Annotated in this window: 22 protein-coding genes; all 22 read left to right on the forward strand. The window is 71.2% G+C overall.

What is annotated here, in order from left to right; all coding sequences use genetic code 11:
* Nucleotides 1-11 precede the first annotated feature (11 nt).
* The 22 genes from ACLQ3K_RS22135 to ACLQ3K_RS22240 all read left to right on the forward strand — a co-directional run bounded on the left by ACLQ3K_RS22135 (nucleotide 12) and on the right by ACLQ3K_RS22240 (nucleotide 21770).
* A complete protein-coding gene (locus ACLQ3K_RS22135; protein ID WP_426001622.1) occupies nucleotides 12-2084 on the forward strand; it encodes a hypothetical protein in 2073 nt (690 codons plus the stop codon).
* Nucleotides 2074-2226 carry a hypothetical protein gene (locus ACLQ3K_RS22140; protein WP_426001623.1) on the forward strand — a complete coding sequence of 51 codons (153 nt, stop codon included), beginning with the start codon at nucleotides 2074-2076 and terminating at the stop codon, nucleotides 2224-2226. The genes ACLQ3K_RS22135 and ACLQ3K_RS22140 overlap by 11 nt, the downstream gene beginning before the upstream one ends.
* A gap of 86 nt (nucleotides 2227-2312) precedes the next feature.
* Nucleotides 2313-4163, forward strand: a complete 1851-nt coding sequence (locus ACLQ3K_RS22145) for a major capsid protein (RefSeq protein WP_426001625.1) — start codon at nucleotides 2313-2315, stop codon at nucleotides 4161-4163.
* An 84-nt stretch (nucleotides 4164-4247) separates the two neighbouring features.
* Nucleotides 4248-5033, forward strand: coding sequence for a hypothetical protein (locus tag ACLQ3K_RS22150; RefSeq protein WP_426001627.1), 786 nt, complete (start codon nucleotides 4248-4250; stop codon nucleotides 5031-5033).
* Between the two features lie 12 nt (nucleotides 5034-5045).
* On the forward strand, nucleotides 5046-5291 hold the full coding sequence (locus ACLQ3K_RS22155; RefSeq protein WP_426001628.1) for a hypothetical protein: 246 nt from the start codon (nucleotides 5046-5048) through the stop codon (nucleotides 5289-5291).
* Nucleotides 5292-5377: 86 nt separating this feature from the next.
* A complete protein-coding gene (locus ACLQ3K_RS22160; RefSeq protein ID WP_426001630.1) occupies nucleotides 5378-6079 on the forward strand; it encodes a hypothetical protein in 702 nt (233 codons plus the stop codon).
* A 3-nt stretch (nucleotides 6080-6082) separates the two neighbouring features.
* Nucleotides 6083-6805: a hypothetical protein gene (locus ACLQ3K_RS22165; protein ID WP_426001631.1), complete on the forward strand. Its 723-nt coding sequence runs from the start codon at nucleotides 6083-6085 to the stop codon at nucleotides 6803-6805.
* Complete coding sequence (locus tag ACLQ3K_RS22170) at nucleotides 6805-7266, forward strand: hypothetical protein (RefSeq protein WP_426001632.1); 462 nt, start codon at nucleotides 6805-6807, stop codon at nucleotides 7264-7266. The genes ACLQ3K_RS22165 and ACLQ3K_RS22170 overlap by 1 nt, the downstream gene beginning before the upstream one ends.
* Nucleotides 7267-7334: 68 nt before the next feature.
* Nucleotides 7335-7610 carry a hypothetical protein gene (locus ACLQ3K_RS22175; RefSeq protein ID WP_426001633.1) on the forward strand — a complete coding sequence of 92 codons (276 nt, stop codon included), beginning with the start codon at nucleotides 7335-7337 and terminating at the stop codon, nucleotides 7608-7610.
* Nucleotides 7600-8055, forward strand: a complete 456-nt coding sequence (locus tag ACLQ3K_RS22180) for an HK97 gp10 family phage protein (protein WP_426001634.1) — start codon at nucleotides 7600-7602, stop codon at nucleotides 8053-8055. The genes ACLQ3K_RS22175 and ACLQ3K_RS22180 overlap by 11 nt, the downstream gene beginning before the upstream one ends.
* A gap of 3 nt (nucleotides 8056-8058) precedes the next feature.
* Nucleotides 8059-8589, forward strand: a complete 531-nt coding sequence (locus tag ACLQ3K_RS22185; protein WP_426001635.1) for a hypothetical protein — start codon at nucleotides 8059-8061, stop codon at nucleotides 8587-8589.
* A 3-nt stretch (nucleotides 8590-8592) separates the two neighbouring features.
* Entirely contained in the window at nucleotides 8593-9198 is a 606-nt protein-coding gene (locus tag ACLQ3K_RS22190; protein ID WP_426001636.1) for a hypothetical protein, read from the forward strand.
* A 78-nt stretch (nucleotides 9199-9276) separates the two neighbouring features.
* Complete coding sequence (locus ACLQ3K_RS22195; RefSeq protein ID WP_426001637.1) at nucleotides 9277-13470, forward strand: transglycosylase family protein; 4194 nt, start codon at nucleotides 9277-9279, stop codon at nucleotides 13468-13470.
* Nucleotides 13471-14427 carry a hypothetical protein gene (locus ACLQ3K_RS22200; protein ID WP_426001638.1) on the forward strand — a complete coding sequence of 319 codons (957 nt, stop codon included), beginning with the start codon at nucleotides 13471-13473 and terminating at the stop codon, nucleotides 14425-14427.
* Nucleotides 14424-16058 carry a hypothetical protein gene (locus ACLQ3K_RS22205; RefSeq protein WP_426001639.1) on the forward strand — a complete coding sequence of 545 codons (1635 nt, stop codon included), beginning with the start codon at nucleotides 14424-14426 and terminating at the stop codon, nucleotides 16056-16058. The genes ACLQ3K_RS22200 and ACLQ3K_RS22205 overlap by 4 nt, the downstream gene beginning before the upstream one ends.
* Before the next feature lie 48 nt (nucleotides 16059-16106).
* Complete coding sequence (locus ACLQ3K_RS22210; protein WP_426001640.1) at nucleotides 16107-16805, forward strand: hypothetical protein; 699 nt, start codon at nucleotides 16107-16109, stop codon at nucleotides 16803-16805.
* Nucleotides 16802-18493: a hypothetical protein gene (locus ACLQ3K_RS22215; RefSeq protein ID WP_426001642.1), complete on the forward strand. Its 1692-nt coding sequence runs from the start codon at nucleotides 16802-16804 to the stop codon at nucleotides 18491-18493. Before ACLQ3K_RS22210 ends, ACLQ3K_RS22215 begins: the two co-directional genes overlap by 4 nt.
* Nucleotides 18490-18714, forward strand: coding sequence for a hypothetical protein (locus ACLQ3K_RS22220; RefSeq protein ID WP_426001643.1), 225 nt, complete (start codon nucleotides 18490-18492; stop codon nucleotides 18712-18714). The genes ACLQ3K_RS22215 and ACLQ3K_RS22220 overlap by 4 nt, the downstream gene beginning before the upstream one ends.
* The gene (locus ACLQ3K_RS22225; protein WP_426001644.1) at nucleotides 18711-19079 is read left to right on the forward strand and encodes a DUF7264 domain-containing protein; all 369 of its coding nucleotides are present in this window, start codon (nucleotides 18711-18713) and stop codon (nucleotides 19077-19079) included. The genes ACLQ3K_RS22220 and ACLQ3K_RS22225 overlap by 4 nt, the downstream gene beginning before the upstream one ends.
* A 10-nt stretch (nucleotides 19080-19089) precedes the next feature.
* Nucleotides 19090-19455, forward strand: coding sequence for a hypothetical protein (locus ACLQ3K_RS22230; protein ID WP_426001645.1), 366 nt, complete (start codon nucleotides 19090-19092; stop codon nucleotides 19453-19455).
* Nucleotides 19456-19460: 5 nt separating this feature from the next.
* Nucleotides 19461-20846, forward strand: coding sequence for a hypothetical protein (locus ACLQ3K_RS22235; protein WP_426001646.1), 1386 nt, complete (start codon nucleotides 19461-19463; stop codon nucleotides 20844-20846).
* 72 nt (nucleotides 20847-20918) lie between these two features.
* Nucleotides 20919-21770 (forward strand): hypothetical protein, encoded by an 852-nt coding sequence (locus tag ACLQ3K_RS22240; protein WP_426001647.1) that lies wholly within the window; start codon nucleotides 20919-20921, stop codon nucleotides 21768-21770.
* Nucleotides 21771-21794 lie beyond the last annotated feature (24 nt).

Raw genomic sequence — 21794 nt, forward strand, 5'->3', positions numbered from 1 at the left:
CCGAGGTGCCCGTGACCGCTCCCGCCGTCGACGCCCCGATCGTCCCTGACGACGCCATCCCCGCCCCGGCAGCACCATCCGGGTGGCGCGGCCCGATCATGCCGATCAACACCCGATCCGGCGACGGCCGCATCATGGTCCTCGACGAGACCATCACCGACCCGCCGTGCCGCCCGCTCCCGCTGCCGCTGTCCGCGCAGAAGCACGTCGACGAAGGCCACGACGGCGCGGTCGTCGTCGGCCTCATCCGCCGAGTCTGGCTGCAGGACGGGCACGTCTGGGCCGAGGGCACCTTCAACGACGACGAGGACGGCCGCGAGTGGGCGCAGCGCGTCGCCAACGGACAGCGCTGGATCTCGGCGGACCTCTCCGACATCCAGGCCGAGGAGATCCCCCTCGACGAGCAGGGCGCCGAGATGGACACCGCCGCCGCGGACGTCGTCCTCGACCTCGAGGTGGAGTCCCTGATCCGCGTCACCGAGTGGAAGCTCATGGGCGCCACCCTCTGCGCCGGCCCCGCGTTCGAGACCGCGCACATCGAGGCCGCCACCGTCGAGCCGTCCGGGCTGACGGCGTCGCTGATCGCCGCGGGCATCGCCTACGACGCTGACGACTTCGCCGACCCCCGGCTCGGGGAGCTGACCGCGCTGCAGGTCACCGACGACGGCCGCGTGTTCGGGCACCTCGCCGGGTGGCGGTCGTGCCACATCGGGTTCCAGGGCGCGTGCGTCACCGCGCCCCGCAGCGCGAGCAACTACCGCTATTTCCACCAGGGCGCCGTGCGTCTCGCTGACGGCCGGGACCTGCCCGTCGGGAAGATCACCATCGGCACCGGCCATGCACCCACCCGGCCGGGAGTCGGAGCGACCGCCGCGGCCGCGCACTACGACAACACCGGCTCCGTGATCTGCGTCGTCCGCTGCGGCGAGGACCAGCACGGCGTGTGGGTCGCGGGCCGCACCCTGCCCGGCACCAGCGACACCCGCCTCGACGAGCTCCGCCGGTCCGGGATCTCCGGCGACTGGCGCACCGTCACGCCGGGCGGTGGCCTCGAGCTCGTCGCGGCGCTCGCGGTGAATGTGCCCGGCTTCCCAATCCCGCGGACGCAGTCGATGGCGGCGTCGGGGGAGGCGGCGCTCGTCGCCGCGGGGATCGTCACCCCGGCGACCGCGCGCGCCGTCGATGCGAGCCTGCGGCGCGCCCGCGCTGGCGTGCTGGCGAAGCGGATGCACGCGATCCGCACCCGCGACCTCCGCGCCCGCATGAACACGCTCAAGGCCCACACGCTCCGCGCCCGCATGATCGCGCTCGTCGCCGCGCCGGTCGAGGAGGACGGCACGCAGCTTCAGGGCGGCCAGCGGATCGTCCGCACGCAAGAGGGCGCGACGCGCTATGGCGTCGAGGTAGGGCAGCCGATCCCCACGGGCTCCGCGCGCACGCAGGCGGTCGAGAAGGAGTGGGAGTCCATCAAGGCCGAGAACCCCGCGGGGGCGAAGGCGACGAAGGGCGGCAGCGGTAGTGGCTCGTCGAAGAAGTCGACCGACAGCACCACGAAAGGCCAGGTGCCGTCGGGGTCGAAGAAGCTCGGGAGCTCCACGCCAGCGCGGAAGTCCGGCGACACCGCGTACATGGAGGAGGACGAGAGCCCGGACAAGGGCGCGAAGGGCGGGAAGCTCGTCAACTTCGAGAACGGCGTCGCGTACTACTCCGACGGCACCCTGTCCGACGGGAAGGGCTGGTACGAGCAGGGCGAGACCAAGACGTCGAGCAGCAAGTCGACGAAGACCAGCACCGGCACCTCGTCGAAGACCAGCACCACCGGCACGAAGGCGACAAGCACCACCACCGGCACATCGACGGCCGCGAAGGACCCGATCACCTCGTTCGTCGAGGCCCTCGTCAACGCGCTCGCCCCGAAGCCCGCACCGTCGGGCAACTCCGGCGCACCCGCGGCAGGGCCGCCCGAGTCCGGGCCGACGCCCGAGCAGCGGCAGCGGCTGCAGTCCCTGCTCGACCGCCTCCAGACACACCTCGACGCACGAGACCAGAACCAGCGCAACAAGGGAGCGACCAATGGGATGTAGCGCCTGCGGCAGCAACAAGAACGTCACCGAGTACCAGGTGCGGTGGCCCGCCACGGGCATCGTGCGCCGCTACGCCACCGAGGCTGAGGCGCGCGCCGCTGCGCAGCACGACGGTGGCGTCTACGAGCAGGTGCGGCGCTGACGCGCTGACCTGCGTTACAGTTGACCTCGAACCACACGAAGTAGTGCTGCTGGCGTTGGGCCGGGCTTCTCCTAGAGGAGATCCCGGTGATCAAGCTGCAGGACATCATCAGCGCGGTGGAGCAGGCCGGCGAAGGTGCCGACGTTCCCGCCATCGTGGCCCAGGTGCTGGCCGACAACCCCGACGCGGACCTCAACGCGATTTCCGCTGAGGCTCAGGGCGAGTTCGGCTCCATCGACGTCGAGAACCCCAGCGACGAGTCGATCGCCGCGCTGGAGACGCTCGTCGCGATCAGCGAGTCGGTCCAGCAGGCGGCGTCCGCTGCTGAGGCCGCGACCGCCGAGCGTGCGGCGGCCGTCGCGTCCCTGTCGGACCGGATGAGCGCGCTCGGCGCCCGCGAGGACACCGACACCCCGGCCGACCCCAGCGCGGTCGACGAGGACGCCCCGGCGGAGGAGCCCGACGCCCCCGTCGACGGCCCCGAGGACCCGGTCGCGAAGGCGGCCGGCGCGGACGCCAAGAAGAAGGCGTCGACCGCCCAGTCCGACACTCCCGCCGCGGGTGTCGACGCACCCGTGCAGGAGGCCGCACCGATCGCCGCCAGCGGCGCAGCGCGCCGCCGCGTCCCGCTCGGTTCGCTGCCGCGCAAGCAGGAGCCGACCCCGACCGAGGCTCCCGGCGTCGCCATCGTCGCCGCCGCCAACGTCAAGGGCATCGCCGCCGGCACGCACCTCGACGGCCTCGACGGCCTCACCGCCGCCGTACAGGCGAAGATCGAGGCCCTGCCGACCGGGTACGTCCCGAACGCGGTGATCAAGGAGAACGTCGCGACCATCCGTCGCCCGTTCCCGAAGGAGCTCGTCGCCTCGGCCGACCGCCGTGACGACACCGAGGTCCTGAACTACGCCGCCGACCACTCGCGCCTCGACGGCGGCAGCCTCGTGGCGGCTGGCGGCTGGTGCTCGCCGTCCGAGACGCTGTACGAGCTGCCCGGCATCCTCGCCGACGCGAAGGCCGGTCTGATCGACGTCCCGGACATCCAGGTCAACCGCGGCGGCATCCGCTTTAACCGCGGCCTCGACTTCAAGAACATCTACGCGGGCGTCGGGTTCGCGCAGACCGAGGCGCAGGCGATCGCCGGCACCGAGAAGACGTTCTGGCACATCCCGTGCGTCGACCCGTGGATCGACGTCCGCTCCGACGTCGTCGGCTTCGGTCTCATCGCCGGTGTGCTGCAGCAGGACGCGTACCCGGAGGTCGGCCGCGAGGCCACCGCGGGCGCGCTGGCGGCCCACGCGCACAAGGTGAACGCGTCGACCATCTCGCGGATGGTCGCCGAGGCCACCAACGTCGGCACCGTCACCCTCGGCCCGTCGGTCACCACCGCGGTGCTCGGCGGCCTGGAGCAGCAGGTCGTCGACGTGCGGTACGGCTACCGCGCGCCGGAGACGATGCAGCTCGAGGCGATCCTCCCGCTGTGGCTCAAGCCGCTCATCCGGCAGGACCTGTCGCTGCGCACCGGCATCGCGTTCGACCAGGTCGACGACGGCGCGATCACGGGCTACTTCGCGAAGCGCGGTGTGCGCGTGCAGTTCGTGTACGACTGGCAGGACTCGTTCACCTCGGCGACCACGCCGTCGACCGGGTTCGGCGGCGCCGACGCGTACAAGGACTGGCCGGACACGGTGCAGGCGCTGATCTACCCCGCGGGCACGTACGTCCGCGGCCGCGGTGAGGTGCTGTCGCTCGACACGATCTACGACAGCACCAACCTGAAGATCAACGACTACATCCAGCTGTTCGTCGAGGAGAAGCTGCTCGTCGCCCGCCGGGCCTACAGCGCGCGCCTGGTGACGTTCCCGACCCTCGTCAACGGCGTGACCAGCCAGCCCCGCCAGCTGGACGGCAACGGCGTGGTCGTCCCCGCCACCCCGTAGCAGTCCCCGTGGCCCGCACCCCTGCCTCCCCCCCCGGGCAGGGTGGCGGGCCACCTCAGCATCCAGCGCATCTAGGAGGACGACGTGACCACCCCGACCCCCGTACGGCCCCTGCTGTACGTGCCCGCCCCGCCGGTCACCCCGGCCCGGTTCGGGCTGCTGTCCGTCGCCGACCTCGTCCCGCCGGAGGACGGCGCGCACTTCCGGCACGGCGTCGAGTGGAAGGCCAACATCCCCGGCGACGCGGTGCGACTCGCCGCCGCCGAGTGCATGACCGACGAACCGGCCCGCCAGTTCGACGAGGGCCTCGACTTCCCGAACGCCCTCCCGTTCGTGCTCTACACCGGCTTCACCTGCAAGACCGTCGGACTCGACGAGCAGAGCGTGCAGGCCGAGGCCGAGGCCCGGCTCACCGCGGGCGAGGGCGCCGCGATCGAACGCACCATCTGGGCGGCCGCGACGCCGTCGCTGACCGTCGGTGCCACCGACCTCGGCACCGCGCCCAGCATCACGGCCGCCGTCGGTGCGCTCGAGGAGCACGCGTACCGCAAGCTCGCGGGCCGCGCGATCGTCCACGCGCCGCGCGCGCTCGGAGCGGTCGCCCACGGTGCGCAGCTCACCGTCCGGCAGGGCTCGACGCTCACGACCGGTCTCGACAACGCCTGGGCGTTCGGCGACTACCCGCAGCCCAACCGCATCGCCGTGTCCGGCCCGGTCGCGGTGCGCCGCTCCGGCGTCGAGATCCACCCGATGCAGTGGGCCGACGGCATCGACCTCACCAGCAACGAGGTGTTCGTCCTCGCGCAGCGCACCGTCGTCGTCTCGTTCGACCCGGGCGGCGCCGTCATCACCATCGACCCGACACCGTAAGGGAGCACCACGATGCCCACGATCATCCCGAAGCCCGGCCAGGCACCCGAGCTCGCCGTACGCCTCCTCAAGGCGGCAGGCGACCACCCGGAGCGCGTACGCACCTCGACGCACGGCGGCAGCACTGTCTTCGACGTCGACGACGACCTCGCCGCCACGATCGCCGAGCCGGAACCCGAGCCCGAGCAGCCCGCGGAGAAGCCCGCCACCAAGCCCTCCACCCGCAAGCCCAAGGCCAACACCAGCTCCGACACCTGATCACGCCCCGCCGGGCGGGATACCATCAACAACAGAAAGAACTCGCTGCTGGCGCTGGGCCGGGCATCCTCACGAAGGAGCCCGCCGTGGCGACCATGAAGAGCATCCGAGGCAAGGCCCTCCGGATCACCAAGCTCGACGAGTGCGGCAACCCCATCGCCGTCGGCCCCGCCGTGGTCGTCACCAAGGGGTTCGTCTCGATCCAGCTCTCCCCCCAGTACATCGACGGCGAGGACACCGAGGAGACCAACGCCAACGGTGACCTCTGCATCCAGGACAAGGCCCCCGACAAGCTCAAGAACATCGAGATCGAGGCCACCCTCTGCGAGGTCGACTTCGACATGGTCGAGATCATGACCGGCCAGAAGGTCCTCGTCGACGCCGCCGGCGAATCCGTCGGCAACGTCTTCGGCCAGGCCGACGAGGTGTTCTTCGCCCTCGAGGTGTGGTCCGACATCCCCGGCGCGGTCTGCGGCGCCGGCTCGAAGCCGTTCCTGTACCACGTGCTGCCCTACATCGCGTCCGCCCGGCTCGGCGACTTCACCGTCGAGAAGACCGCGGCCACCTTCACGTTCACCGCGAACACCCGCCCCGGCACCAACTGGGGCCCGGGCCCGTACAACGTGCAGATGGCGGGCACGCCGACCGCAGTCCCGGCGCCGCTGATCACCCCGTTCGAGGACACCGACCACTACGCCTGGCTGCGGTCGACGGTTCCCGTGCCCGCGCTCACCGACGGTGCGGTCACCCTCGCGCTGGCGCCCGGCTACCACACCCCGACGCCGTAGCCGATGGTCACGTTCTGGCCTGTTGCTGAACCGGTCTCGCCTGATCCGAAGTGGCTTGCGCTCACTCCGGAGACGCGGGGCCGGTTCACGGCTATCGCGGTCGAACTGCTGTGGCGCCGCACCGGGCGGGTCTTCGGCCTCGTCGAGCGCACCGTCCGCCCGCACCTCGCGTGCGACTCCCGGCTCTCCACGTACGAAGGGCAGGGCGGCGCCACGGGCATCGTCGACTGGTACCCGGTGATCGAGTTCTGCGCGCCGTCGCGGCGCCGAGTCGCGCTGCCGGGCCCCGTGCATGAGGTCCTCGCGGTGCGGGTCGACGGTGCCGCGGTGCCCCCTCCGGCGTGGGAGGTCCGCGAGCACCGGTGGCTGGTCCGCATCGACGCGGGGGAGTGGCCCGCGCCGCTCGAGCCCGGCCTCGGCTTCGAGATCGACTACGTGCGCGGCGTGCCCGTCCCGCTCGGCGGGCAGGAAGCCGCCGGCGCGCTCGCGTACGAGCTGTGGAAGGCCGCCGAGGGCCAGGACTGCGGCCTGCCGGAGAACGTCCGCTCGGTGTCGCGGCAGGGCGTCAGCATGGACATGGTCGACATGGCGGCGCTTCTCGGCGACCAGGCCACCGGCGTTCCGTCGGTGGATCGGTGGATCGCCTCGGTGAACCCGCACCGCACCCTGACCCGGCCCGAGGTGTTCTCGCCGGACGTCCCGCGAGGCGCGCGGGTGATGCGCTGATGGGCCCGTTCGAGCTCGCGGCGCTGCTCCGCGACGAACTCGTCGTCCAGCTCGAGCAGAGCCTCGCCGGGCCAGTGCAGCTCGCCGCCGTCCACCCCGGCGACATCGTGCCCGCGTACAGCTCCTGCGCGATGGCCGCGGTGCGCGTCGCCGCGATCACCCCGCAGGCCGTGCAGGTTGGGTGCGGCCTGCCGGCGTACTGGGACGTCGCCCTCGACCTCGTGGTGAACCGCTGCTACCCGGCATCGGACCCGTCGGTCACCCCGGACATGGATCTGCTGTCCGCGCTCGCCGACGCGGGTGTCTCCGACGCGCAGGCGATGCAGCGGACGCTGTGCGCGATTCCCGACGACTTCACGTGGACCCCCGGGGTGTGGCGGCCGGTCGGTCCGCAGGGCGGTGTGTACGGCGGCGTCATGCAGGTCACCGTCCACGACCTTGACGCTCCCTGCTGCCCCTGAGCGGTACGATTCGGGGGAGAAGCAGCCGCTGGCGTTGGGCCGGGCCGTCCCCGTAGAGGTGCGCCCACATGCCCGTCGACGTCAAGTTCCACACGAAGGCCCTGCAGTACGACCGCGGGCAGGTGGTGCACGGCCTCACCCGCAGCCCCGTCCTTGACGGCCTGATCGCCCGCGGCCACGTCGAGGTGCTGCGCGAAACCTCCGACCAGCCCGTCGATCCGGCGCCCGCAGCCGACGGTGACGACGCGGCCCAGCAGGCACCCGAGCAGGAGCTGCCCGCCGGCGACGCACCCGTGCCCGACGCGCCGCGCCGCGGCCGCAAGCGCGCTGACGATGCCGACTAGCAGCAACTACAGCTTCAACCGCGGCGAGAGCGACCGCGTGATGAGCCAGGGTGCCGTGCAGTGGGGCAACCGCGTCGGCCGCGCCGTCGTGAACCAGGCCAAGAAGAACGCACCGGTCGACGAGGGCCGCCTCCGCTCGAGCATCGCGCATACCGTCGCGGTGCGGCCCGGCGCCGTCGAGGTCACCGTCGGCAGCCCGCTCGAGTACGCCGCCTACCAGGAAGAGGGCACCGGCATCCACGGTCCCCGCAACGCGCTGATCTACCCCACCACGATGCAGGCCCTCAAGTTCCGGGCCTCGATGAAAGGCCCAGGCCAGCCTGCGAAGGGCAAGCGGCCGTGGGTGTTCGCCAAGTACGTGCGTGGCGTCGAGGCCACGCACTTCCTGTCCCGCGCGCTGGAGACCGTGCTCGGGCAGGGCAATGTCCGCAGACGAGGAAGGTAACCGATGGCCCGCAAGAACACCGCTGTGACGAAGATCGACGACACCGAGATCCCCGAGACCGAGCTCGACACGCTCGATCCCGACCTCCCCGAGGCCCCCGACGAGGACGGGCCCGACGAAGACGACGAGGTGGAAGTCGACGAGGGCTTCGTCTTCGAGACCACGCCGTACACCGACGAGCAGCTCGCGCAGCGGAAGACCCGCGAGTTCAAGCTCGACGGCGACCTCCTCGTCGCCGAGCAGCCCGACGACGCCGCGTACGCGCTGCTGTCCCAGGCCGTCGCGTCCGCGGCCACGAACGCCGATCGCACGCACGCGATCCTGAACTTCGCGTGGGGCACGCTCGACGACCAGTCGAAGATGATCGTGCAGACCCGGCTCTACGACAAGCACGACAGCTTCGGCCTCGAGATGCTCGCCCAGATCGTCGACAAGCTCCTCGTCGACCTCTCCCCGGACCCGACGTCCCACACGAACAGGGCCGCGCGGCGCAACGCCGCCAAGGCACGCCAGCCGCAGCGCCGGCGCCGCTGAACCGTGTGGGGCACAACCCCCGCCATCCGCGTCGACGGTCGGGTGCTGCACGTCGCGGCACCCGACCGAACCGCCGCCGAGCTCGCCCCGCTGCTGCTATGGGACGACCTCATCGTCGACAACCCCCTGCCGTACCTGTTCGCGAGCCTGCCGCGCGCGGAGGACCGGATATGGCTCGCGGGCCGGATCCTCGACCGACGGCAGCCCGTGACCGTCGCAGTGCTGCACAGGATCACCGACGCACTGGTCCACGACCACACCCGCTGGCGCCGCTGGGAGGCCCGGTTCCTGTGGACCTCCGCCTACGGGATGTGGCACGAGGTCGACGGAGACCTGCAGGCCCGCGGCGTGAACATCGCCGCCATGCCGCTCGCGCAGGCCACGAACGCGATCTACGGCGTCCTCCGCGGCTGGTACCAGCAGCGCGACCGCAAGGACTACGAGCAGTTCCAACGCGACCTCAAGCGGAAGCCGCCGCGCGTGGTGCGCGCCGAGATCGAGGACGCGACGGACGACGACTTCGCCGACGACGCAGAGGCCGCCGCCGTGCTCACCCGCCGTGTGCGGGACCGAGACACGGCGGGCGACAGCGTCGTCGAGTACCGGTGACCGCCTCGGCGGTACCCTAGACACAGATTTCCTGCTGCTGGCGCTGGGCCGAGCGTGATCCCGAAGAGGGCTCGCTCGATGACCGCACCAGGTGGCACCTTCGCTGAGGCGAACGTCAAGGCCACGCTGACGTGGGACGACATCGAACGGCTCATGACGCCGCGCGTCGAAGCCGAGATGAAGCGGGCCGAGAAGGTCGTCGCGAAGCACCTCAACAACATCGAGGCCGCGTTCGGGCGCACCGCTGACCGGATGGCCGACGCCTTCGCGCACGGCATGAACCAGGCGGCACGAACCGTCGACCGCGAGCTCGCGGGGATCGAGCGACGCCTCCGCACGTCGCGCCTCTCGGTCACCGTGGACGTGAAGGTCGACTCGGCGGCGGTTGAGCGGCAGCTCGCCTCGCAGAACATGACCGGGCTCGGGGCCGCGCAGGGCCGCAAGTTCTCCGCCGGGTTCCTTGGCGCGCTGTCGGCGGGCCTGGGCGCGGTGAGCCAGCTCTTCGCGGGTGGCATGGCCGGTGCGGAGTCTCGGTTCGCGCGGATTGCGCTCGGTACGAAGGTCGCGGCGCTCGCCGCAGGGCAGCTGGCGAAGAAGGTGCTCCTCGTCGGCGGCGCGCTCGGCGGGCTCGGTGCGGGCGCGCTCACGAAACTCGCTGCCGGTCTGAAGATCGCGTCCCGGTTCGCCGGCCAGCTGGCGCGGGACCTCACCCGCGTCATCGCCCTCGTCACCGTGCTGCAGGCCGTAGGCCGCGGAATCGGGATGCTCGGGAACCTCGGGAAGTTCGCCGCGGTCGGCACGATGGGCTTCTCCGCGCTCCTCGGCGTCGCCACGGGCGTCTCCCAGCTCCTCGGCGGCCCGCTGCTGTCCGCGATCACCGCCGTCGGCGCCGCGATGGGCGTGGCCGCGGGCGCGGCCGCCGGCATCCTCGGACCCGCACTCGTCGCGCTCAAGGTCGGCTTCAAGGGCCTGTCCGACGGGGCGAAGAAGTTCAACGAGCAGTTCAAGGCCATGGACGACGCCCTGTCCGAGCGCATCGGCAACATGATGGCACCGCTCCTCACCGCATGGCACGACGCCAGCAGCCAGATGAAGCTCGCGTTCGCCGGCGCGCTGCAGCCCGCGTTCAAGTCCATGGGCGGTCTCGTCTCTCAGTTCCGCCCTCAGCTCGTCGGCCTGTCGACCACCCTCGGCGAGGTCGGCAACGAGGTCGCCAAGAGCCTCGCGGGCCCTGCAGCCAAGCAGGGCTTCGCCGACATGCTCGCGGCCTCGAACACCTTCTTCTCGGCGTTCAAGGGCGAGTCCGGACTTGGTGGGCTTTCCTCCGGCCTGGTCTCGTTCGCGGGCACCGCGGCGAAGACCTTCGCCGGCGTCGGCGGGGGGATCAACGAGGCACTGCTCGACGCGGGAGAGTGGCTGCGGAACATCAGCCCCGACCAGATGCGCGCCGCCTTCGACCAACTGCGGCAGGTCTTCGACAACATCGCCGCGGTCGTCGGCCCGGTCCTGTCCGGGCTGCGGCAGCTGGGCGGGATCTCCGCGCCCGCGCTCGCGCCGGGATTCCAGGCGATCGGCAAGGCCATCGTCGAGGCGACACCCGGCATCATGCAGATGGCCCGCGAGCTCATGCCCGCCCTCGGCCAGGTGATGACCAACCTGGCGCCGCTCCTCCCGTCGCTCGTGCAGGCATTCACCCCGTGGGCGTCCGTCGTCGCGGTGCTCGCCCCGCACATCGCCACCCTCGTCTCACACCTCGGGCCGCTCGCCCCGATCATCCTCGGGCTCGCCCTCGCAGTGAAGGGCATCGGCACCGCGATGGTCGTCTGGAACGCCGCGATGGCCGCCGCGTCGATCGCGCAGGGCGTGTTTGCCGCCGCCACCGGCGCTGGCACTGCGTCCCTCGCCGGTAACACGATCGCGCTCACCGCACACCGCGTGGCGATGGTCGCCGGCACCATCGCGACGAACGCCGCCGCAGCGGCAGCGCGGATCTTCAACGCGGTCCTCGCGATGAACCCCATCGGCCTGATCATCACCGCCATCGCAGCGCTCGTCGCTGGCCTCGTCTGGTTCTTCACCCAGACCGAGACGGGACGCAAGGTGTGGGAGACGTGCTGGAACGCCATCAAGGCCGCAGCGGCCGCCGTCGTCTCGTGGTTCACCGACACCGCGCTCCCGTTCCTCGCCGGTGTGTGGGAGGCGATCAAGACGGGGTGGAACACGCTCGTCGCCTCGGCGGAGGCGGTGTGGACCGGCGTGAAGGACAAGTTCAACCAGCTCGTCAACTTCATCGCCTCGATCCCGGACAAGATCCGCTCCACCGCCTCGGGAATGTGGGACGGCATCAGCAACGCGTTCAAGTCGACCGTCAACGCGATGATCCGCGTCTGGAACAACTTCGCGTCGAAGCTGTCCTTCTCGACGCCGGACTGGATTCCCGGGATCGGCGGGAAGACGTTCTCGATCCCCACGATCGCCGAGTTCGCCGAGGGCGGCTGGACGGGGCCGGGCTCGAAGTACAAGGCCGCGGGCATCGTTCACGCCGACGAGTTCGTCCTGTCCAAGAACTCGCGAGGCAGCATCGAGGGCAAGTTCCCCGGCCTCCTCGACTTCATGAACCGGACCGGCACCCTGCCGGGCTACGACACCGGCGGCCTCGTCGGCAACCTGCGGTCAGCGGTGTCGGGAATCGTGAACTCCGGCTACACCTGGGGCGGCTGGGGCAACGGCTGGAACACCGACTGCTCCGGCGCCACGTCGTCGGTCGCGAACATCGCCACCGGGAAGGCCAGCGGCCCCGGCCAGGGCGAACGGACAGCGACCGGCGGGATGGGAGCCTTCCTCGCCGCCCGCGGCTTCCAGGCCGGGCGTGGGCCCGCCGGGTCGCTCCGCATCGGCTGGGACTCACAGCACTCCGCGGGAACGCTGCCCGACGGCACAAACTTCGAGCACACCGGCCCGCAGGGCTCGCCCGGCAAGTTCGGTGCCGGCGCGCAGGGCGCCGGGTCGCTGGCGAACGAGATGTGGCTGCCGATGGGCGGCGACCCGTCGGGTACCGCGGGCCCGGTCGTCGGCACCGGCGCCACGGCCAGCACCAGCGCCGGGACCGGATCCTCGAGCGTGTCGTCGTCGAGCACCAGCAGCAGCTCGTCGGGCGGGACGAAGCGCACCGCGCAGCAGGAGCTCGCGCGGATCCCGCTCGCGGCGCTCGAGAGCGCGTTCGGCATCAAGATCCCGGAGTGGCTGGATCCGACGATCCAGCAGCAGACCGAGCAGGCGACCACCGCGAACACGGCGGCGGTCACCGCGAACACGCAGGCGATCGCGCAGCAGACCACCGCGACCACCACCGCGCCACCGGCCGCCACCGGCCCCGCGTCGGTCCCGCTGACGCAGAACGCAGATGGCACCTGGACCTCGTCGAACCCGGAGTGGGCCAAGCTCATCAAGCGGGAGTCCGGCGGCAAGGCCGACATCGTCCAGGGCATCCAGGACGCCAACTCCGGCGGCAACGAGGCCTCGGGCCTGTTCCAGATCGCCAAGGGCACCTGGAAGGGCAGCGGCGGCACCAAGTACGCGGCCACCGCAGGGCAGGCCACCCCGCAGCAGCAAGCCGAGATCGCGGCGGCCATCTTCAACCGAGACGGCGGATCTCCGTGGGGCGCGGGCCTGTCCGGCCGCGAGAGCGAGGCCGGACTCCGCGCCGGCATCACGGTGGGTGCACCAGCATCGAGCCCGGTCCCGTTCCAGCAGACCCCGACGGTGAATCCGACGGCAACCGGGCCGGGTATGCCACTCCCTGTCACGCAGGCCACCGGGCCCGTGACCACGCCGACGCTGAACCGCACCGGCGAGCAGACCGGCCCGCAGCTCATCACCGGCGACACCGGCACGTCGAACAACACCGGCGGCGACCTCATCGCCTCCGGCATCGGCTACGCGGGCGACACCACCAAGGAGATCGTCGGCCAGTTCCTCGCCCCGTTCGGCCTCGACGGCCTGTTCGGCAAGGGCGTCGACATCGCGACCAACGGCGCGAAGGGCGCGGCTGCGCAAGCCCAGAAGGCTGCGCAGGCTGGGGTGCAAGCCGCCAGCGCTGCGGGTGCCGCCACCGGCAACCCGGCTCTAGTCGCGGCCGGCGCTGTGGGCAGCGGGGCGACCGCCGTCATCAACCAGAACGTCACCGCCTACGACCCGAAGGACGCTCAGCGCCAGCTCGTGCGCTCCGTCGGCGGCCAGTCGCTGGTCACCAACACGCTGAGGAGTCCGTAGATGGCCCTGTGCTTGACGAACCGCGCGCGGAAGTACCAGCTGATCAAGCGGGACGCCGCGGGCAACGACGTGATCGTCCTCGACGTCCTCGACGCCTCGAACTTCGATCGCCGCGGCATCCACCTCCTCGGCGGCCTCGGCGGCCTCTACTACCTGCCGAAGACGCAGCCGATCGAGAAGTCCGCGTACGGCGAGGGCGCGAAGCCGTCGGACAACCCGCGCGTGAACGAGCGCAGTTCGCAGCTGCGGTTCGGGACCGTCGGGAAGGATCCCGCGGACTGGGTGTGGATGGAGACGCTCCTCTGGCGGGTCCTCAAGGTCGGCAAGGACGCCGTGCTCCGCATCTACGACATCGACGGCGTTACGTGGCGGGAGCTGACGATTCGCCTCCTCGAGTCCCCGGTCGACCAGACGAAGCTGCAGCTCGGCATCCGGAACACCGCGAAGCACACCGTCGACTACTTCGCCGGCGACCCGTACTGGTACGGGCCGCTCGACTCGGTGACCTTGAAGCGCTCGGACATGGTGCTGCAGCCCGACGGTGTCACCTACCGGGGCACCGTCGACGTGTGGAACCCCACGGACTCCCTCGGCTGGCTCGAGTGGGCCAACGGGCAGGAGACCGCGCCGTTCACGTGGAAGATCCCCGACGCGGTCAACCCCGACCTGACGCCGGGCCGGCTGGTGCCGCTCACCCCGAACGGCCCCCTGCGGCCCGGCCAGGAGTTCCTGGTGCAGACGTACCCCACCCGGCCGCGTGTGCTGTGCCGTGACGACTCCCTCGCGGGCTGGGCGAACTTGCGCGGGATGGAGTTCGACAACCCGCTCCCCGCGGAGATGAACACTCCCGTGTCCCTGCCGGTGGAGCTCGTCGGCGGCGCTGAGACGTCGCAGATCACCTGCTACATGCCGCGCCGTTGGGAACGGTTCGTCGGCGGCGAGAGCGAGGACCTGTGACCGCGCCAGCCCTCCTCGAACCGGACCAGGTCCGCGCCTCCCTCCTCACGGTCTGCGCCGACATGGTCCGGCAGGCCCACGCCCCCAGGAAGATCTGGATCTACGACAAGAACTGGACCGAGCGCACCCGCATCTTCGGCGAGATCAGTGGGAAGTTCGTCCACAAGCTCAATGACTCCGGTGAGGGTGAGCTCGAGCTGTTCGGTGACCACCCGATCCGCGACTGGGTCGTCGACGAGCTCGGCGAGGACGAGGACCTGCACATCGTCGTCGAGACCGCCGGCGTGCGGTGGTCGGGGAAGTGCACCACCATCACCGAGGAGGACCGCGACAACGGCTTCTCCTACCTGAAGCTGGCGTTCATCTCGGAGTTCGAGCACGTCAAGAAGATTGTGACGTACTGCAATCCGTTCCTGCCGGCGGAGGTGCAGTGGCCGAAGATTTGGGCGACGGCGGGCCCGGCGGCCAGCACCAGCCTCATCGCGATCTTCCTGAACCTGCTGCGGCGCTTCGCGTTGCCGTGGACGTTCTCCGACAACATCCTCGACCCGGGCTCGTGGGTGGCGAACCTGAACCCGGAGAACTGGCCGATCATCATCAAGCCGATCGACGTCCTGCAGGACACGTCGATGTGGGCGGTCATGGCTACCCGGTTCGGGCTGCTCTACGACATGATCCTGCCGACGCTCAAGGACGCCGGCCTGCAGCTGAAGGCCGAGCGGTGGCTCCCGGGCGACGAGCAGCCCGCCGAGGATTGGTACACGCTCGAGAAGCCCACGCTGGTCCTGTCGATCGAGAACAAGTCGGGGTACCGCGGCCTCACGGGCACGGTGCTCGACGGCCTCGCGTACCTGGTGCTGCAGATCACCGAGGACTTCATCAACGAAACCGCCCAGGAGATCCAGGGCGTCCCGAACCCGTCCGAGTACAGCCGCCCCGGCTGGCGCGGCTCGCTCAAGGACTTCCCGTGGGTGAACTTCCGCAATATCAAGCGGACGCATGGCATCTCGGGTGTGAAGTCGAAGGCGACGACCATCCACAAGGCCAGCGCCAGCGCGGTGGTCACCGGCGGGAAGTCCCCGCAGTGGGTGAACTCCGGGCTGAAGCTCCTGCTCAACGCCACGTTGGGCTACCTCGGGCAGGTCATCGGCAACCCGAACATCTTCGTCGACATCGTGTATCCGCAGGTCGAGGACGTGATCCTCGCCTTTGACCGCATCCCGAACCCGTTCCGGCAGACCAGGATGGGCCTCAACGGGCCGCCGTTCGGCGAGGTGTGGGAGGCGACCGGCGGCACCGGCTTCTCCCTCAGCGCGCTGCAGTCGGTGCGCACCGGCTTCTGGAAGTCCCGCGCGTACACCAGCACGAAAGTGGAGGTCGAGAACGGCGCCCCGTACCTCATCGGCCAGCACTTCGGGCTCGGCGACCGCGTCGCCACGGAGGTCGGCCGGTCCGGTTGGTACTACGTCGACCAGGTGTACACGATCGAGGACTCCTGGTCCCGCACACAGGATCCGATCTTCCAGGTCTCCATCGGCAACGACCACCTCGAGGACACCCCTGGCGCGCTGCTCGCCCGGCAGGTCGCGAACATCCGGTCCGTCGTCCAAGCCCTGGGGGTCTCGTCATGACCGAGAAATCGCGGGCCTAGTCCGAGTAGTTCAACGAGAGGAGGCGTCGTGGCGCGACGCAGGAACAAGGCGAAGAACAAGCTGAACAAGGGGATTCACCGCAACGCGGACGGCGTCGTCGTCGCCCGCGAGACGCGGCACCCGCTGGCGCACTACTTCCGCTCGGTGCCGATGGGCGAGGGCCTCCCGGACATGTCCATGACCGAGCACACCGCGCAGGTCCTCGCGATGCACGTCTTCGACAACCTCGACTGCTCGGCGCCGCGGCAGCCGCGGTACAAGGCCATTCCCCCGGAGCACGGGCCCGACGTGTGGGACAACCCGCCGCGGTGGGTGCCGATCAAGGACGAGGCGGAGGAGTCCCGCGTCGGCCGTGACCCCGTGGAGGACCCGGACTTCGACGCCTCCCGTGTCCCTGCGCTCGACGAGCTGACCGACGACGAGCTTGACGTCCTCGAGTCGCGGCTCCTCGCGCGCCGCAACCAGCTGGTGCAGGAGGAGAACCTCGACGGCGCGGGGTTCGACGCGGATCCTGCGGCCGGCGCGCCGGAGGGCTTCGACTTGTCGAAGGAGCCGGAGTGGGTGCAGCGCGCTGCGGGCCGGATGGCGGCGACGGAGGGCAAGATCCGCGCGCAGCAGGCGCAGGCCGCCCGCGACCGTGTCGAGGCGGCGAAGAAGCGTGCCGACGACGTGCGGAACGGCGTGTTCGACGCCACCGGTGAGGACGAGGGCGGTGATGCCCCGTGACGTCCCCCGACGGTGCCGCCCCGCCGGGCACATTCCCGGCGCAGCTGCTCAACACCCTGCAGGACATCCAGGCCTGCGGCGTCGGCAAGGAGGGGAAGCTCCTCATCCAGGCGCTCGCCGCCTTCGGTGACGGCATCACCCGCGAGTTCTACCACGGCTTCACGAACGTCGTCGATGCCGTGCAGGCCGGGTTCGACGCGCTCGGCGAGGCCCTGTCGGGGGAGCCGGGCATGGGTGGGATCCTCGGGTTCGCTAGCGACATCCAGGGCACGCTGCTCGGCGCGATCGAGCTGTCCGAGGTGCTGCTCGGCGACGTCACGGAGATCCTCAAGCAGCTCGCGCTGGGGCTCGGCTGCAACGACGTCACGGGGCCGATCGCGGAGAACATCGGGCAGGCGCTGCGCGATGCGCTGAACAAGCTGACCGCCGTCATGCGGATGCTGTTCACGCTGATCGAGGTGATCGTCGGGATCCCCGGCGCGACCATGGAAGACCTCGCGGCGTTCCTGTCGGGGAAGTGGGACGCGATCGGCGCCGTGTCGGCGCTCGCGGGCCGGATCCGCGACATGATCTTCGAGGCGTTCGGGTTCACTCCGACCGGGGATGACGCGGCGGACCTGCTGGGCGCTCTCACGTCGATCCCGCAGCAGGCGGTCGCCGGGCTGCAGGGCGCGCTGTCGTCGATCTCGACGTATGTGCAGGACCTGGTGAACGCGATCCTCCGCGCGATCCGCGGCATCCCGGTGGTGGGCGGCACTCTAGCGGACATCATCGCGGAGATCGGCGGGCTGCAGCAGAAGGCCGTCGACGCCGAGACCGCGGCCGTTGCTGCACAGACGACAGCGACAACGGTGCAGGGCACTGTGCAACAGCAGGCCGTCACCATGGGGACGGTCGACGGACTCACCGTCGTCTACACGTCGATCACCAGCACAGGCACCTGGAATCGCTCGAACATCCCCGCCGGATGCACTGAGCGGGTGAAGACCGGCGTTGGTCTCGTCGGGTCAGGGCAGGGTGGCAGCAAGCCGTCGAGGTCGTCGAAGCAGGCTGCCTACGGGACGAGCGGCAGTACAGGCTCGTACTTCGAATGCCCGTCCGCACCGGGCGGTGTCGGTGGCGGGTACATCTACGCCGAGTTCGACCCCGCGGCGGTCGGAGCGTCGCAGACCGTGACGATCGGTGCGGGCGGAGCCGGAGCGACCTCGAACGGATCAGCTGGAAGCTACGGCGGCACCACCAGCTTCGGCTCCCTCCTGTCCATCGCTTCCGGCGCAGGCGGCGGCGTTTCCACCAGCCTCGGGATCGCCCTCGCGGGCGGCGCCGGCCGCGGCGGCGCAGGGGGGATGGCGACCGGCTACGTCAACAGCATCGGCGCCAACGTCTCGGTGTACGACGACAACGGAAAGCAAGGCGAGCCCGCGTACCGAGTGCAGGGCGGCTCGGGCGGAACCGGCAACGGCGGCAGCGGCAGCGCCGGGCAGAACGCCCCTACTGACGACACATTCCTCACCGGCGGCTCCGGGGGCGGTGGCGGCTCGGCTGGCGGCAGCAGCGGCGGCACCGGCGGGAACGGCGGCATCCCCGGCGGCGGTGGCGGCGCGGGCGGCGGCGCCAACCCCGGCGGCCCCGGCAACGGAGGCAACGGCGCCCGCGGCGAAGCCCTCATCGCGGAGTACTTCCGGTGACCGGCCCGCATCTGGTGGGCGCGGTCCCCTCGGCCGAGCTCCTCCCCGTCGACGCCGAGCCCGCCGGCGTCTACCTCACCCGTGACGACGCCGCGGCACATTGCTGGGACTCACCCGCCGCGCCCGGCGGCTGGGCGCAGATGCCTTGGTCACCCGGCTGCGAGCAGTTCTTCGGCCTCACGCCGGATCAAGTCCCCGATCTACCAGGAGGAACCCCATGACCAATCCACTCGGCGGTGGCGCAGCGCTCCTCACGCACCGCCCCATCAAGGCCGTCATCGAGGTGTACCCAGGCCAGGACATGGAGTTCTTCCTCGACGTCCCGCCGGGCGGCGAACCGTGGCCGTCCGGGACGTCGGCGGAGCTGCGGTTCTACGCCACGGCCGCCGACGACGCCCCGGTCCTCGACACCGTCACTCTCGACGTCGACGCGGCGGGCGCGTTCATCCACGGCCGCATGGAGTCCGCGGACCTCGCGGCGCTCCCGACGAAGGCGGTGTTCGGCGTCTACGTCTCGATGCCGACCGCGCCGACCACCGACTACCTCGTGGTGACCGGCACCACGAAGCCCGGAAAGCGAGGCTGACATGCCACCTGTGAATCCAGCTTCGCTGCAGGCGATGTTCACCACGTTCAAGGCGCAGGGCGACGTGGTCACCTTGCACACCGCGGACCCGGGCACGAACAAGGCCACGGCCCGCGCGCCGGGCAACACGGACCAGACGACGGCCTGGCCCGCGGGCTCGAACGGCTCCGGCACCGGGTCGATGGTCGCGTGCCCGGTCACAGTCGCCGCGCCGACGTCTCCGGTGAACGTCTCGCACGTCTGCCTGTGGCACTCCTCCGGCCAGCACGTCGCGACGTACCGGATCGTCGACGGTGGCGGCGTGCCGTTCACGGTGAACTTCACGACGAACGGCGTGCTGAACGTGACGCCGACGCTCACCGTCCTCGCGGCCTGACCGCGATGGGGTGCACGCGGATCACGGTGCCCTGTCCGGCGCCGACGGCCGCGCGAGTCTCGGTCGCGGCGCCGGGTGCGCGCGCCGCCGCCGGGGCCGAGGCGGCCCGGTCCGTGCTGCCTCGGCCCGGGCGGCGCACGGTGCCGCTGGGCGTGCCCACTACGGCGCGCACCACGGGCGGCGCCAGCGCGTCCCGGGTCGCCGTGACCGTCCCGCGGGCCGTGCACACCGTCCGGATCACAGCGCCCGCGCCTGCACCCGCGCGGATCGGCGTGGCCCGGCCGCGCGTTGGGGCCATGCTGGCCGCCTCGACGGTGCGCGCCGCGCTCTCTGTCGTGCGCGCTCCGGACGTGCTGCTCGGGCAGCCCGCCGCGCGCGCCGTCGCCCCGCGCCCGCAGATCCGCGCGGAGGTCTGCGCGCCGCCCGCCTGGTGGCGCATCCTCGCCGAGTTCGCTGTGCGGGCGGAGTTCGGCGCAGACGTCGCCGCGAGCATGAACCTCGCGGCCGAGCTCGCCGCCGTCGGGCAGCTCACCGCCGAGGTGGAGGTGAGCATGGCGCACGCCGCGACCCTCGCCGCGCGCGGCCAGCTCACCGCCGCCCTGGCGCAGCAGTACGTCGCGGCGCCCGTGATGGGCTGCATGGCCCGTTTCTCGGCCGCCGTGGCGCAGCGGTACGACCGCGACGTCTCCGCCCGTGCCACCGCGGCCATGACCGCGCAGCTCACCGAGGCCCTGACCACCGGGCAGCGGGTGCCGATCGCGGCGACGATGACGGTGGTGTGCTCGGCGGTCCTCACCCTCGCCGCCACGTTCGGCGTGAAGGCCGCGATGACCGCGCTCGTCGCGTATCCCGCGCTGGCCGCGACGACCGTGCAACTCGCGGCCGGCGCGAACATCGTGCCCTACAACGCCACGATCGTCGACGTCATCGGCGTCGGCGGAAGCGTGGGCGGGACCGGCGGCGGATGGGCGGTGGCCGGGTACGGCGGCGCCGCGGGCCAGTTCGCTTCCGTCACCATCTCGCGCGGCTTCACCGGGGTGCCCGCGGTGCTCACCGCGACCATCGGCAGCGCGGGCACCGCTGGAGCCGGCGGCGCCGCACCGACGAAGGGCGGCCCCGGCGGCGCAACGACGATCACCTGGGAGGGCGGCGGCTCCCTCACCGCGCCCGGCGGTACCGGCGAGAACCCAGGAGCGACCCGCGACGGGCAGGGCGCAGGCAGCAGGACAGTCGACGGCCGCACCTTCACCGGCGGCGGCGCGCAGACGACCGCGGGCGCTGCAGGCAACGCTCCGGGCGGCGCTGGAGCGGGCGGCAACGCCGTTCCGTTCTTCGGGAGCGCAGGCGGAGCGGGCTCGATCGGCCGCGCCTGGGCGGTCTACCGATCCTGAGCGCGATACCCTTGGGGTGAACAAGCTGCTGGCGTTGGGCCGGGCACCTTCTCACTCGATGAGGTGATCCCGGTGGCCGCTACCCACGCTGCGATCTGGCTGGTCGGCACCAACGAGCCGTTCCCCGCCGACGCGCGGAAGCCGCTCGGGATGCTGCGTGGTGTCGCTGACGAGCTGGACCGGCTCGCGCCGGGCCGGTTCGAGCACTGGACGCCTCGGTATCTCGCGCAGTACGCCAACCCCAACTCCTACGGGGAGTCGCGCGCCGACGGCGTGCAGCGGGCGCACGCGACGATCGACCTGGTGCGCCGCCGCGGCCTGATCCCGTTCGTCGCGGGCTACAGCCAGGGCGCGGCGTCCGCGAACATCGCGGCGGACGAGTCTCCGTACGTGCCGTGCGGATACCTGCTCAGCGACCCGCTGCGACCCGCAGGCGCGAATCGCACCGGGCAGGTCCGCGACCCCGGGTACCGGGCGCAGTCCGATCAGCACGAGTTCCGCGGGTTCGGCGTCGGCGGCCAGCACCGCGTCGGGCGTGCCCGCTGGTACAGCATCCCCGGCGACGTCATCACCGACTGCTCTCCCGGCTCGCTCGTGCGGGACTTCGCCGACGTCTCGGAGTGGTTCTCGATCGCCGGGCCGCAGGGCGTGCACACCTGGGCTGCCGAGACGCTGGAGAAGGTCAAGGGCGGAGCGTGGCAGAACGCGCCGTTCTGGGCCCGGTTCTTCGCTCGTGGCGATCTGGCGAAGGTGCTGCCGCAGCTCCCGCATATCGCGGCCAACAGCCTCGCGGAGGCCACCGGCTATCCGAAGGTGCACACCGCGTACGGGGCGCGGAACTTCCCCGGCACGACCTACACCTACGTCCAGCAGATGGCGCGGGACATGTTCTTCGACAGCGCGTATGGGAGTGGTGTCCTGTGACAACTCGGTACTGGCCGCTCGACC

Origin of the sequence: Tsukamurella sp. DT100 (genome assembly GCF_049844855.1) — a bacterium.
Lineage (GTDB): Bacteria > Actinomycetota > Actinomycetes > Mycobacteriales > Mycobacteriaceae > Tsukamurella.

What these genes read in the sequence shown, in the direction of transcription:
- ACLQ3K_RS22140 (WP_426001623.1), top strand. Translation starts at nt 2,074, where the DNA reads ATGGGATGTAGCGCCTGCGGCAGCAACAAGAACGTCACCGAGTACCAG.
- ACLQ3K_RS22155 (WP_426001628.1), top strand. Translation starts at nt 5,046, where the DNA reads ATGCCCACGATCATCCCGAAGCCCGGCCAGGCACCCGAGCTCGCCGTA.
- ACLQ3K_RS22165 (WP_426001631.1), top strand. Translation starts at nt 6,083, where the DNA reads ATGGTCACGTTCTGGCCTGTTGCTGAACCGGTCTCGCCTGATCCGAAG.
- ACLQ3K_RS22170 (WP_426001632.1), top strand. Translation starts at nt 6,805, where the DNA reads ATGGGCCCGTTCGAGCTCGCGGCGCTGCTCCGCGACGAACTCGTCGTC.
- ACLQ3K_RS22175 (WP_426001633.1), top strand. Translation starts at nt 7,335, where the DNA reads ATGCCCGTCGACGTCAAGTTCCACACGAAGGCCCTGCAGTACGACCGC.
- ACLQ3K_RS22180 (WP_426001634.1), top strand. Translation starts at nt 7,600, where the DNA reads ATGCCGACTAGCAGCAACTACAGCTTCAACCGCGGCGAGAGCGACCGC.
- ACLQ3K_RS22185 (WP_426001635.1), top strand. Translation starts at nt 8,059, where the DNA reads ATGGCCCGCAAGAACACCGCTGTGACGAAGATCGACGACACCGAGATC.
- ACLQ3K_RS22195 (WP_426001637.1), top strand. Translation starts at nt 9,277, where the DNA reads ATGACCGCACCAGGTGGCACCTTCGCTGAGGCGAACGTCAAGGCCACG.
- ACLQ3K_RS22200 (WP_426001638.1), top strand. Translation starts at nt 13,471, where the DNA reads ATGGCCCTGTGCTTGACGAACCGCGCGCGGAAGTACCAGCTGATCAAG.
- ACLQ3K_RS22225 (WP_426001644.1), top strand. Translation starts at nt 18,711, where the DNA reads ATGACCAATCCACTCGGCGGTGGCGCAGCGCTCCTCACGCACCGCCCC.
- ACLQ3K_RS22235 (WP_426001646.1), top strand. Translation starts at nt 19,461, where the DNA reads ATGGGGTGCACGCGGATCACGGTGCCCTGTCCGGCGCCGACGGCCGCG.